Annotated in this window: 15 protein-coding genes; 8 read left to right on the forward strand and 7 right to left on the reverse strand. The window is 40.9% G+C overall.

The features are described from left to right. Positions 1-64: 64 nt before the first annotated feature. From BFG52_RS07640 to BFG52_RS07675, 8 genes are read left to right on the forward strand one after another with little or no spacing between them, the layout of a single operon-like run. Positions 65-544 carry a hypothetical protein gene (locus BFG52_RS07640; protein ID WP_067554267.1) on the forward strand — a complete coding sequence of 160 codons (480 nt, stop codon included), beginning with the start codon at positions 65-67 and terminating at the stop codon, positions 542-544. After that, positions 541-1026, forward strand: a complete 486-nt coding sequence (locus BFG52_RS07645) for a DUF1833 family protein (RefSeq protein WP_067554270.1) — start codon at positions 541-543, stop codon at positions 1024-1026. Before BFG52_RS07640 ends, BFG52_RS07645 begins: the two co-directional genes overlap by 4 nt. After that, the gene (locus tag BFG52_RS07650) at positions 1023-1331 is read left to right on the forward strand and encodes a hypothetical protein (protein WP_067554273.1); all 309 of its coding nucleotides are present in this window, start codon (positions 1023-1025) and stop codon (positions 1329-1331) included. Before BFG52_RS07645 ends, BFG52_RS07650 begins: the two co-directional genes overlap by 4 nt. After that, complete coding sequence (locus BFG52_RS07655) at positions 1328-4189, forward strand: host specificity factor TipJ family phage tail protein (RefSeq protein ID WP_067554276.1); 2862 nt, start codon at positions 1328-1330, stop codon at positions 4187-4189. Before BFG52_RS07650 ends, BFG52_RS07655 begins: the two co-directional genes overlap by 4 nt. 58 nt (positions 4190-4247) lie before the next feature. Then, a complete protein-coding gene (locus BFG52_RS07660; protein ID WP_067554279.1) occupies positions 4248-6611 on the forward strand; it encodes a hypothetical protein in 2364 nt (787 codons plus the stop codon). 55 nt (positions 6612-6666) lie between these two features. Further along, on the forward strand, positions 6667-7044 hold the full coding sequence (locus BFG52_RS07665) for a hypothetical protein (protein ID WP_067554282.1): 378 nt from the start codon (positions 6667-6669) through the stop codon (positions 7042-7044). Between the two features lie 52 nt (positions 7045-7096). Next, the gene (locus BFG52_RS07670; RefSeq protein ID WP_067554285.1) at positions 7097-7681 is read left to right on the forward strand and encodes an N-acetylmuramidase family protein; all 585 of its coding nucleotides are present in this window, start codon (positions 7097-7099) and stop codon (positions 7679-7681) included. Continuing rightward, the gene (locus BFG52_RS07675) at positions 7678-8043 is read left to right on the forward strand and encodes a hypothetical protein (protein WP_067554288.1); all 366 of its coding nucleotides are present in this window, start codon (positions 7678-7680) and stop codon (positions 8041-8043) included. Before BFG52_RS07670 ends, BFG52_RS07675 begins: the two co-directional genes overlap by 4 nt. Positions 8044-8507: 464 nt before the next feature. Here BFG52_RS07675 and BFG52_RS07680 read toward each other — a convergent pair whose 3' ends face one another. The 7 genes from BFG52_RS07680 to BFG52_RS07710 all read right to left on the reverse strand — a co-directional run bounded on the left by BFG52_RS07680 (position 8508) and on the right by BFG52_RS07710 (position 13216). Continuing rightward, positions 8508-8792, reverse strand: a complete 285-nt coding sequence (locus BFG52_RS07680) for a hypothetical protein (protein WP_067554291.1) — start codon at positions 8790-8792, stop codon at positions 8508-8510. 132 nt (positions 8793-8924) lie between these two features. Beyond that, positions 8925-10199, reverse strand: coding sequence for a hypothetical protein (locus tag BFG52_RS07685; RefSeq protein WP_067554293.1), 1275 nt, complete (start codon positions 10197-10199; stop codon positions 8925-8927). Beyond that, positions 10196-11305, reverse strand: a complete 1110-nt coding sequence (locus BFG52_RS07690; RefSeq protein ID WP_067554296.1) for an ATP-binding protein — start codon at positions 11303-11305, stop codon at positions 10196-10198. Before BFG52_RS07690 ends, BFG52_RS07685 begins: the two co-directional genes overlap by 4 nt. Beyond that, positions 11305-11769 (reverse strand): hypothetical protein, encoded by a 465-nt coding sequence (locus BFG52_RS07695; protein ID WP_067554299.1) that lies wholly within the window; start codon positions 11767-11769, stop codon positions 11305-11307. Before BFG52_RS07695 ends, BFG52_RS07690 begins: the two co-directional genes overlap by 1 nt. A 333-nt stretch (positions 11770-12102) precedes the next feature. Beyond that, complete coding sequence (locus BFG52_RS16610) at positions 12103-12339, reverse strand: hypothetical protein (RefSeq protein WP_071890103.1); 237 nt, start codon at positions 12337-12339, stop codon at positions 12103-12105. A 92-nt stretch (positions 12340-12431) separates the two neighbouring features. Next, positions 12432-12812: a hypothetical protein gene (locus BFG52_RS07705; RefSeq protein ID WP_081408652.1), complete on the reverse strand. Its 381-nt coding sequence runs from the start codon at positions 12810-12812 to the stop codon at positions 12432-12434. 104 nt (positions 12813-12916) lie between these two features. Then, entirely contained in the window at positions 12917-13216 is a 300-nt protein-coding gene (locus tag BFG52_RS07710) for a hypothetical protein (protein ID WP_067554305.1), read from the reverse strand. Between the last annotated feature and the right edge of the window lie 14 nt (positions 13217-13230).

Below are 13230 nucleotides of genomic sequence, written 5' to 3' on the forward strand. Positions count from 1 at the left end.
AAATTAATATCTAAACCGACCCACTACGAGGTCGGTTTTTTAATACCCACAATTCGGTGATTCTATGAATATTTTACTTAAATGCGTTAAACAGTCTGGATATTCGTTGCGTCATCCGAGTGGTGTTATCGCGCAGCAATTAGACGGCGGTGCACCACGTATGCGCCGTATTGCACGAAATAATTGGCGTACGGTCAATGTAAGCTGGACTGTTAGAGCATCGGGCTATCAATACTTGTGCGCATTTCATGAAGTGTGGTGTGAAAACCCAAGCCAGCCATTTTATGCCAATTTGATTGTCGATGGTCCTGAATATAAAGCTTACACATGCCATTTTGTACCCGATTCATTTGGTTTGGACAGCAAAGAAGGACCTATCTTCAATGTGTCAGCGCAGTTCATCGTTAAGCCGATTGTTGATCGTGATTTGAATCAAGTGATTGTGGAAGCTGGCAATGAGGGAGTGGATATTAATGACATTCTTAATCCGCTTGACCATCTTGTAAACGTGGCATTACCAAACGCATTAAGGAATATTAAATGAGTGAATACACATCATTTTATCTGAATGCACCTGGTACTGTTGCTGAAGTAAATTGCATTGAGATTAAGCACCCAACGTTCAGCTTTTTTTTGCAGTCATACGATGAAGATACATTCGCTGTAACGCATGAGAATGGTCAGCGTCAGTTCTACGTTTATTTGCCGATGCAGATTGATCGATCCAACGTCAATAACGATCTAGAGCAAGTTGTAAAAATGACGATCAATGATTTTGATGATCGATTAATTGAAGCATATAACAATATTCAAGATAAGCGCCCAGTTGAGTTTAGACAACGTATTTACCGCGATAACAATCTTGATTCTCCGATGATTGTGCTACAAACCCTGCATGTGACGAGTATGTCTAAAGACAGCAAAGGTAATGTGACGTTTGAAGCGAAAGCGCCTGAACTGAATAGTGTTAGGACTGGTGATACATATACGTTTGAGCGTTTTCCAATGCTGAGATACACAATATGATTGAGCAGCTATTAAATCGTGAACGGCGCGCTGATTATGATTGCCAAGATTTTGTAAATGAAGCGTGGGAGCTGATCACTGGTGAGGATCTAGCTCAACGATTACTAGACCATCAAAATCATCGTAAATTGCTTGAACGACTAGATGAACCAGTCTCGCCGTGTCTAGTTTATTTCTCTAGTGCCCGATATGAAAACCATGTCGGGCTTTTTTATTCCGGCAAGGTTTTGCATCTGGCGAATGCCGCACAATATGTGCCGCTAGATCTTATTTTCGGCTTTGATCAGTGTGAGTTTTATCGATGAAAAGAGTTTGTATTAAAAAAACGACAGTCGATTTAAACGAAGAGTTTATCGAAGTTGAAAACATCACGGAGTATCTGCGAGAGCAGCTTAAACTTGATTACTTTCCAGAAACTGGTCGCATTTATCACAATGCGATTGCACTTGAAAACGATGTAACGCCGTGTGATGAAGAGTCAGAGAAAAGACTGGAGCGGCTGGAAGGTGACTTCTATGTAGTTATTGAGGCTGGATATGGTGCTATGGAGATTGCAGTACTGGTTGTGATGGCTATTGTTGCCGCATTCTCTGTCTACACATACATGACAATGCCTAAGCCGCAAGTTTCGGCGGCACAGTCAGCAAACAACGACATGGCATCGCGGCAGAATCAAATTCGTGTTGGCGGTCGTGTTCCTGAAATATTCGGTACCATACGCTGCTATCCCGACATGATCGCCGCTTCTTACGTTTTCTACAATGCTGATGACAAAGAAATTGAAGTAAGTCTAATGGTCATCGGTCGTGGCTACTACGATATTCATGATTGCCGTGAAGACTCAACTGATGTGCATGACATCCAAGGCTACAAAGTCTCTGTTTACGATCCATTTACCTCAATCATGGGTGATGCAATCTACCAAGTCGGTGAAAAATTTGATTACTATCCACCAGTGACGTTGAAATCAAAATCAATCAATGGTCAAACGCTAGAAATGCCGAATGATCAAAAGATTGAATCAACAGACATTTACTTTGTTTACCCAAACCTAATCAAAGCTCGCAGCAATCTTCAATTTACCAGCCTTTTTAATGCCAAAGATAATATTGCGATCTACGGCGCTGAATTTGGCGTTGAAGATGTGCAGTGGTCAGGTACAACGCTGTTTACAACAGATCGCAAGATCATTGTGAATTCTGTGCAAAATGTAGATTCTGTAGATGATTTTAAAGGTGTGATCTTAAATGGCGCTTTGATTGAAATCATTACAGAGGTGTTGCCTGAGGAAGAGGGTGAGCCGCCAAAATTTATCACCACATATAAAGATATTTCAGGGCAATATCGTGTTGCCAATATTTCAAAAGAGAATATGGGCAATACTTTCCGCTACGAAATTACTTTAGCTAATGCACTTGAAGTCAACTCAAACTGGCGTTTTATCACAAAAAATGAAACGGCAATTGCTGGTGTCAAGTTGACCAATAATAAGTTGGCGATCAATTTAAGTGGTTCTTATCAGATTGATAGTGTCACAGATGATCGGATTATCTTAAAAGATCCTGACCAGGTGAACGGTGGTTGGCTTCAACTTCTATCGCTACCAAATCACTCAACAGTCGACCAGCTCAAATCTATTCGACTTGATCTCTTAGATAGCGTCTGGGTTGGCTGGCACAACTTAGAAATGCCGGAAACCGAGGAAATTGTTTTTAACTTTTTCTTTCAAAACGGCTTGTTTTATCAGGATAGTAAAGGTGGTGTTTGGGCTGAATGGATGGATGTATTGATTGAATATCAGTATATCAATGATGCAAATCAGCCGATCGGTGAAGTCTTTCAAGAGACAAGACATATAAATAAAAAGTCTAAATCACCGTTCGGTACTACTGTTCGCATTGAATTGCCTTACAACGACTCGGTGCGTTTCCGTTTAGCGCGAACAACACCAACGAAGAATGATAAATCTCAGGATTTGTGCAAGATCAAAGATGTTTATGCGGTCGCAAAAAGCACGAAAGTTAACTATGGCGATGTCACTGTATTGCGGCTAGAAAGTTCTGGGACCGATGGGGCGTTATCTCTTAAAGAGAAAAAGCTCAATCTTTTAGTGACTCGGAAGCTGCCAGTCGATGGTACCGGTCCGTTAGTACCGACGCGTGATGCTGGGCAAGCGCTGATTAATCTTGCACTTGATGGTAAGAATGGTCGGCGCTCAATCAGTGAAGTTGATATTCAGCAAATTAAATCAGAGATTCAAGCGGTAAAAAGCTACTTTGGTTCTGAAAAGGCTGCTGAGTTTTGCTACACGATTGATGATGCCAATCTGTCATTTGAAGAAATTGCAGGGATGATTGCAAGCGCCGTGTTCTGTGAGCCGTATCGCTTTGGTTCTAAGCTCAGATTGAAATTTGAAAAGCCGCAAGAAATTGCAGTTTTGCTTTTTAATCATCGCAATAAGGTGCCGCAGTCTGAGACTCGCACAAGGACGCAACAGATCGAGAAAGATTATGACGGTCTAGAGCTTGAATACACCGATCCAAGTGATGACGCTCGTATCAAGTATTACATTTGGTATGACATCAACACAGATCAAGCGTATGAGGGTGAGGGTGCACGCAATCCGATGACCATCAAGACCACAGGTATCCGTAATCATGAGCAAGCTAAAACGCGAGCTTGGCGTGAGTGGAATAAGCTGCAGTATCGCCGTGTGACAACAAAGTTTGAAGCGCTTGACGAGTCAAATCTACTTGCTAGAAATGACAAGATTCTAGTTGCTGATAACTGTAGTTTGCGGACGCAAGATGGTGGAGTGGATGCAGTCAATGGTCTTGTTTTACTGCTTTCTCAAGATGTTGAGATGCAAGATAACGCATCATACAAGATCTGTTTGCAGTTGAGTGATGGCACTGTAGATATTGTGCCTTGCTCCAAGCATGCGCCGTATCAAGTCGTACTATCTCGACCGCCTCGGTTGCCGCTTGTCGTTGATGATGATCGATATGCCAAGACGACGTATCAGATAGTCAGCTCGCTTGGTGATGGTAATACAAACGCATTCATGTTGACAGAGATGGATCTAGCAAGTCGCATGACAAACAACATCACAGCAATCAACTACGATGATCGATACTACAAAGATGATCACCGTTTTTTCTAATTAATTGAAATCCATAAGCCGCCGAAAGGCGGTTTTTTATTGCCAGGGGAAAAGTAAGATGGCAGATAAAATTGTAACTGTGCAAAAGCTGCAAGATGCTGATAAAGACTGTGATTCGCTTGATGACGTGATTAGTGGTGGAGAGTACGACACGGTAAAAACGCGCCGTGGTAAAGAGTACCCGACAATGCCTAATGCGATTCGCCAATTGATGGAAAACGGTGGGTTTAAGCCATTTGCGACAGAATCTGAATTGCTTGCTTATGTTCCGGCGATCAACCCGAGCGCTGCCAAAGCTTTGGACACTAAAAAGATTTGGCTATGGGACGGCACGCGCTGGAACGACACGGGTTTGAGTGAGTTGGATCAGGCGAATGATTTCACTAGAAGCTTAGGGGCATTGAGACTCAACCAAGGCAATAAAACGCCTTTCAAGTTTTTGCCACGTAATAACATTAATACCGAAGTTGATCTAGATAACACATCATCTGCATGGGTAATGAGCAAAGTATTAAAAGTTGAAGTACAAAATGCTAGAGCTAATAAATACTATCGCATTGCAACAGCATACACAGCAACTGATACAACTTATCCATGCCGTTGGATTATCGAAGAGTGTGATGTTTTGGATTTTGATAAAAAAGACACATCAACGCGAATTATCACTAATACTCATGCACAGCCAATTTGGAAAAATAATACTGATATTCAGACTATTGTTTTAACGCCAACAGCTGCAGCATATAACGATATACGCATCATCGTAACAATTGACACTAATATTGCTACCGGAACTTTTAGAGCAATCAATCCAACCCAAACTGCTTATGCATTAATCATCGACCCTGCATTTTACATATATAAGACATCAACATCAGAAGCCGAGGTCAATACTATTGTGACCAATGAGAATATTAAGTTAAATTCATTGGAGTTAAATCGCGGCAAGAACATTCCTTTGTTACAAAAGAAGCGAAACAATATTAGTTCAGAGCCATCAGCAGGGTTAAATAATATCTTACTTGGTGTAAAAGTAATTAATGCTCAAGAGGGTTTTTTCTATCGCATCGCCTATTTCGTGAATGGTAGTACAGCTTTATCGGGATCTCACCCAGAAGGTTGGCGTATTGAGAAAATTGCAAAAGATAATTATGAGAATCAAGATAATGCAGTTTCATTGATTATTACGAATACGGATGTACCAACTCAAATTTTAGATCGTGTTGCAAAAGGGATTCAAAAGATTACTTTAAAATCTCCACGCAGTAGTGAAATTATAGATTTAACAATTGATGTTGATCGGCTGCCAAATTACGGTTCATTTATGCGTTATAACTTGCCTACAGACCCTTCCTATTCATTTGTAATACATCCCATTTATTACGATTTTGCAGAGGATGAAATTGTTATTCCGAGTATCTCTGGTATTGGTTATAGCTATAACACTACTCGAAAACGATTAACACTTACATGGCAAAATGGAAAAACATTATATAGCCAAGTGTTTGGAATAAACGGGTTTAATGATCTGCCTAATTTTACATCTTTATCGAAAAAGGGAATTAATGACACTGAGTGGGTTTTGATTCAGAGTTATGCATCCGATGTATTACCCCCACTGATTATTGATGCTGTTGATAATCCTACTGCACCCGATCTTCCATCTATCTACACAGGTGGAAATCACGGGACAAGTGGTAGTGCTGGCGGATTTAAAACTGCGATAAACGACAACTATCAAATCATACTAGGTGGTAATGCTATTGATATGTCTAAAAATCAAAGCGGAATAACTGATTCTGTAAAGATAAATATTTCTAATCGTCTACATGCTTGCAATACGATTCAAGTAGATAATACACCTGGCCGCTACGTGATACAGCAGAATTTCATGATCGATTTTAAGGATGGCTCTTGGTGTGTTACTTGTTTTAATAAAAAGTTAGAAGATGTAAATGTCCGAGGAGATAATGGTCTACAGACCTTTAGCCAAGGCTTGCAAGAAAGTTGGTTATTTTTAGATGGACAGTATGCACATAGAGTACCTTTTGACCCAACTCAAGACTCAGGGATTTATAAAGATTATCCTAATTGTTGGGCAATGGTTTTACAGGGAAATAATACTCAATGGGTATCATGGTATGACAAAACAGTTGGGTTAGGGGATGGTTCACAGATCAGCAATAATGCTAAGCGGTTTAGAGGAGGTGGTTCTAGTAATACTAAGATTTATGCTGCTGCAATTTCTGCAAAGCCACTGCTTATGACAACGGTTGATAGTTACTCATGGCGAATGGGCTTTTCTATTCAAAGCACCGAAATACCTAAGCCACTTAATACAGATAGCTCTTTTATCTGGAATAGGCTTGGTAAAACTGCCAATGTATTAGTCTATGATGCATCAACATATTTTATGGAATAGCAGACTCATTGTGCCGCGAAAGCGGTTTTTTTACACCCAAAATTCAGGAAAACCAATGGAACCAGTGTCCACAGGCAGCTTGACTGCCTTTTTAAAATTCTACGGCGCAGCAATCGCCGTGACCTTGGCAATCGCGCTTGTGGCTACGGTTGTTATCATGATGCGCTTTCCTCGCTCACCACAAGAATGGGCAGTCGGCTTAATTTGCACAGTGGTATCAAGCCTAGCTGGTGGCTCATTCATCATCGTTAAATATGGTCTGCATGAATGGGTCACTGATATCTGGGGAATGATTGCCCTTGGGGGTTTTTTTTTCGTCTGCGGTTTACCAGGATGGGCAATTGTGCGCTGGACCTTTAACTTCATAAATCGACAAGAGGGGAAAACGATTGTTGAGGTAGTGAAAGAACTCAAGAAGATGAAAGATGAATAATTTAAATAAATTTAAGCCGCCGAAAGGCGGTTTTTAATTAGGGATAAGTGAAATGAAAAAACTCACACAACAGCAAATCGAAGTACAAGCCACGGCGCTCGGTGTTTCAGTTGCAGCATTACGCGCCGTGATTGAAGTTGAATGTCGTAATTCGGGCTTTAATTCAGATGGTACACCCGTCATTCTATTTGAGTGTCATGTATTTCGGCAGCGATTGATTGCGAATGGCAAAGCTAATATCGCAGCCAAAGCCATGCGTGAACGTCCAGATCTCTGCAATACATCATCTGGCAACTATGGCTTATATTCAGCTCAGCATGGACGCTTAAATGTGGCAGCTCAATATCATCGTGATTCAGCATTAGAATCTGCAAGCTGGGGGCTTGGCCAGGTGATGGGCTATCATTGGAAATCACTAGGTTACGCTTCACTACAAAGCTTTATCAATGCCATGTATCGCAATGAAGCCTCGCAGCTTGAGACGATGTGTCGCTATATCAAAGTAAATAATCTTATTAAAGCTTTGCAGAATAAAGATTGGAAAGCCTTCGCACGTGGTTATAACGGTCCAGCATACGCAGCGAATAAATATGATGTAAAACTTGCTGCAGCATATAAAAAGTGGGGTGGTAAATGAACTGGTACCTACTCTGGAAATACAAACACTGGATCGCAATCGCGGTCCTTTCTTTTATCTGTTTAGGGCAATTGGCTTATACCAATCATTTGGGTGGTGAGCTGCGTAAAGCTGAGGCAGCGTGCACAGCCAAAATCGACAAGATTCACGCTGACAATGCCAAAGCTCTAACCGCACAACAAAACAAACTCAATCAAGCGAGTGCCGACTATGAAAAACTCAAATCCGAGCAACGAGTCAAAACAGAAACCGTTACACGTGAAGTGCAAAAGATCATTGATCGTCCTGTTTATCTCAATCAGTGTTTTGATGATGACGGCGTGTCAGCAATCAACAGTCTTATCGCCGTCGATTCCAGCTAACCTACTCACACCTTGCCCTGATCTGCAAAAGCTAGAATCAGGGCAGGCTAGTGCCGTGATTCTTTGGGCTGTGGATGTTGTCATTAAATATAATGAGTGTAAGGCGAGGCATGGGGCGGTGGTGAGGGTGATTGATTGAGGGGTGGAGGATTAACTAAATTGAATTCTAAGCCGACCTTATCAACAGATGGGAGCTACTTAATACCCCGAAAGAACCCCGAAAATGCCCCTAACAAAAAAGCCCACTTTTTAAGATGGGCTTTAACGTGTTGATTTAACAACTAAATTTGGTAGGCATATCCAGATTTGAACTGGAGACCTCTACGATGTCAAGGTAATGTATATCTATATAAATCAATAGCTTAAGTTTATTTGGGGCAATATTGGGACAATTGCAAAGTTATCCACAATAAATTGATGATTTTAATGACTATTATACATGTCTTATAAAAGAAGAAAGAGGGTTAATTAACCCTCTTTCTACCTGTCTTTTGTTTACCTAAACTTAGGATACGTTCTGCTTCTTCTGGATTGTATAAATGCTTATTTGGTGTTCCTTTATTTATTGGTAATAAGCGGCTCCTGATGGTCTTAACATCTAGATTGTATTGTTTCGATAAATAAGCTGCTGATACCAATTGAGGGCTAATATCTTTAATTGATATGACTTTAGCACCACCAATTTCTGCACCTACATGTAAGGCTGGTGCCTCACCTTGCACCGTAATAGCGTAAATACCTACTCCCATCACTCTCTCCACATCGCTTCTTTAAATTTCGATTCAGTTATTAATTCTTCAATTTCATATAAATAAACATTATGAAATATATGGGTCATTTTGTTGCCGAACACAGTAAGTGTCTGGCTGATCGATGAATAGCTAAACTTCATGTTCACGCTCCAGTGCTGCACGGCGTTTATAAACCTCAGCCATTAACTTCTTCTGCATATCTGGTGCTCTGGCACTGATATCTATTTCAAGTGCATCAAGCGCCGTGAGATCTGCTGCATTTTGAATATCACGCATAAGGCTTGGAGCTTCGGAACTTACTGACTGCTCGAACTGTGATAAACGTTTACTGATAGCAACCAATAATGGTTTACGTTGCTCTTCGCTCCATGCAGTTGTATAGCGAACTGGCGCATTGGCTTCGGTCGGTGTTTGTGCATTTACTACATCAACAAGCAGATCATCGAGTTTGATTTGATATTCGCGTTCGTCAAATGCATCCTCTAAATCTTTCAGAATGCTGTTGGTAAACATGCGGGATTGCGCAACAGAGTTCTTTAAGCGTTCCAGTTCATCTTTGCTTGATGCCTTTGCCACATCAGCTTTAATTTGCTTAGCAATGTTCAAAGGATTTAATTCATCTGAAATCGAAGCCAGTACTTTCTTGCGTTCATCGTATGTGGTCATTAACAAATGACCTTGTTCGCCGTGTAAATTACGAAGATCAGGCAGCAGGGCTTCTAGTTCTTCAACTGAAGTGGCTGTAGCAATACGTTCACGTAGAATCTTGATTTCATCTTTGTTGTTGCTAAAATCAATCAAGTTATCCGTCTCAACAACGGTATCGCCGACAGCTGTGATAGTTACGGCATCAGGTTCAGCTGCCTTTAATGATTCAATGGCAGCATCGGTCAGTGTTGTATCTTGAACATCACTAATTGCAGTTTGTGCCGCTTCCTTTTTAACTCTTGGTTTTCGAGTCTGCTTGGGTTTTTCGTCATCTAATCGAACAACAGGGCAGTCGCCAACCAGCTCGCGACCTAAAACCCTACTAAATGCCTGTAACTGCTGTTTAGCATTATCTTCATCTCGTTGCGCAAAGCCGCTATTAATTGCTTTGACTAACTTTGAGAAAGTAGCTTTATTAAACTCGCTAATGTGAATAGATGTATCATGCGTATTAACGATATAGATTTCCTGACCTTCAATAATTTCATCAAAGGTCAATGGCTTAGTGAAAGTAATACCGGCGACTTCTATTGTTTCAATCTTGATGCAAAATTCATAACCAGACTTGGCAAAAATGGTCGCAGGGAATTGGTCCAAGTCATCAAATTCAAGCATTTCACCTGCAGCACGGCAAAGCACATGCTTGCCGGCCATAACTGCGTTAAAAGCTTCTTGAGCAGAAATTAGATTGTTCATGCCACATTTACCTCGCGTGCGTATTTTTCAATATCAGCTATAACTTCAGATAGGCGTGATGGGTGGATCTGCATCAGTGAATCAATTCCCAAGTATTCGCATGTTGATTTAACATCAAGACCGCGTGATGCAATTAGCTGTTGCAACTCGTTACGCTGCTCGATTGTCATTGCTTCCGTTTCATTTGCAGGCTGGTAATTCTGCTGGTGTAACTGAGCCTCATGCTCTCGATTAGCTTGCTCTCTTTTTTGAATAATAGAGATTAGGCTGTTGCGAGTTTCTTCGAATTTCTGCTGCTGTAGGTCTAGCAAGCTGTTCATTTGGCGCTTAGCGCAATAATTATCAATATTCACACCGGCTTGAATCATTAGGTTTTCAATTTCTAGGTATTGATCGCCGTTTATTGTTGCGTCGGCAGATCCTGACTCAAGCCATTGCTTTAAGCGGATGCCAGTTTGCTCTGTAATTTGTTCTGGTTGAACGAATAGTCCGGTACGATCTTTTGTCGCATTTGCATAGTAGTCGCCGTGAGTAATATCTAGAACGGTAGTGAACTCATATTCGATACCATCACGTTGCTCTGATTTGAGTCCAAGCTTTTCAACTTTCTTTTTACCGTTGGTATCATTGGTTTGCACGGTGTCCATTTTGCTGCGCATAGTGACAATGATGTTGATACTTGAGTGCAGCATTGCATCAATAAATTTACGATGGCGCGGAGTAACCTCACTCCATGCACCCCACGTATTACCTTTAAACTTTCCTTTGCCAAGAGCATCTACGATTTCTAAACAACCGCCAACACCCGACCATTCATGTGTAATACTGTCTAAAATAACAGTTGAATATCCAGCGTGTTCAGCAGCTTGAATTGCGGAAATAAACTTCTCTGGTGAATAAGGTGGTTGAATATTTGCTGTATCGAACTCAACAACATCGGCATAAAGTTCAGCACTACTATTTTCTGTATCTACTACAGCAATCTTACCCCCAATGCCTTTAGCAATGAGTAGTGCACCCATTGTTTTACCTGAACCAGTAGGGCCAGAGAGTGCGAGGCGCAATTTAGCGTTTTTACGTTCTGCTTTTTTGAAGAATACTGACATTACGCATCCTCCCCAAGACGGTTTTTCATCATGTAGCCAGCAATCAAAGCATTGATATTGCGGTGATCACTAGAATCAGTGAAATCGCTGAATTGAGTACCATCACGCGTTACTACGCTATTCACGCTAAGCTGAGTCACATCGATAGCAGTGAACTCAGAACCCAGTACGCCGTAACTATCTTCATGCGCTTCGAAGTCGAAAGACACATTCAGAACAAAGTCATCGAGCAGAATATTCGCCGTGCCAGAGTTGTCACCAGTTAAGACAAGGGACTGTAATTCGTAGGTAGAAGGAATCGCAGCAGGGGAAGCCACTGGTGCTTGAACTGCATTTGTTTTAAGTGCTGTTAAGCCGACAACGCTTAAAGCACCAACTAAAACAAGCGTGCTAAATGGTCGACGGCGTACAAGAGTTGTAACACCCGATAAACTAGGATTGAAAGAAATGGGTTTTGCGTTCATAATCCACCTGTTGTTAGAAAAAGCACATTTGATTTGACGGTCGGTGTGCTTTTTTGTTGTCTTGATGAATAGTATGTTCAACTAATTGAACTAAAGTGTCAAGACTTTGTTCGAAATATTGTATATCTATTTATTCAGTATATTGAACTTATATGTTTTAATAGACAAAAGAAAACCCGCACAGGGCGGGTTAGATGGAGTTTGTTAATATGATTGGCATTACCAAAAGTGGTGAGCTAATAGAGATATCTAAAGATGGACCTAAGGGCGGAACTAGATTGGTGGGCATTCTTATCTGTGATCCAGAAGAGCTCCCTCAAGAGCTCATCAAGGTTAAAGTGCGTTACCAGAGCCCAGACGATCAACACAATCTAGCTTGTTGCCAAGATATTTTACGCATACATCCACGCCAGATTCAGGGTGTTCATGGTGAAGCACCATCAAAACCTCATAAGTCTTATCGTTGGATAGGACTATCCATTCACCGATTCTCGGAAGGTTTTCAAATTTATGTGCATACAAAGCCTTTTCGGCACCTTGTTCAAACTCTATTAAAGAAACTTCAATCATAATATCTCCAGCTAATCTTTTTCCGAAAGGACTCGCTATATTCACAGTAAAGGTGTTTCATGAATAAAAACGAATCTTTAATTGTTAAGCGTTTACTTTGGGCTACTATTTTTTTCAATAGCGTAACTTTGATCTGCATGTTTATTATCATTTTCTGTCTTATAAAATACTGAAAAATATATAGTCACAAGGATTGAAATAGCAGCCAGTAGTGATGCAATACACCCAACAATAAACGTGGGCGTAACTGTCCAGTGAGGTTTGCTTGACCTTTGAATTTGACGAGAAGTTAATTCATAGCTGATAGCTTGAAGTAATGGGGCAGAAATCAAACCATCCCTAGATTCACCACTAAGAAGCTTAAGCAGTTCATCATCTGAAAGTTTTTTAATTGTCTCAATGGTTAATAGGGTTCTTTTTATTTGGGGTGGCTTTGACGCATTAGGCAGCATGTCTTTCGGTATTTGAAACATAATTTTCCTAAAATTTAAAGGAAACCCGTTGCAAAGATTGCATCGGGTTGCAGGTTTAAATTAATTACTTCTTATTATGCCGAAGCACTACTCTAGGCACCTTATTACTCCGAGTACTTCTCTAAAAACTCATCAATCCAGCCTTGCACCGCCTCACGATTTGTTATGTCAGCCAGTTTTAAACTAGTGCCCTCAGCTTCGTTAAAACCCTCAATAATGGCTTCAAAGATATTAGCCTCAGCAATGACCTCATTTGCCATTTCTGCAGCGTCATAGCTCTGTTTAGCTCTTTTAAGCGCTGCAATTTGCTTGTCGATTCCATCGCCCATTTTAGCCAATGCCATTTTAAATTCTTGACGATTAATCGTTAGCGCGGTTTTGGATTTATTAAGTGTTGCGATCATTGTGATTTCCTTCT

This window comes from Acinetobacter larvae (assembly GCF_001704115.1).
Lineage (GTDB): Bacteria > Pseudomonadota > Gammaproteobacteria > Pseudomonadales > Moraxellaceae > Acinetobacter > Acinetobacter larvae.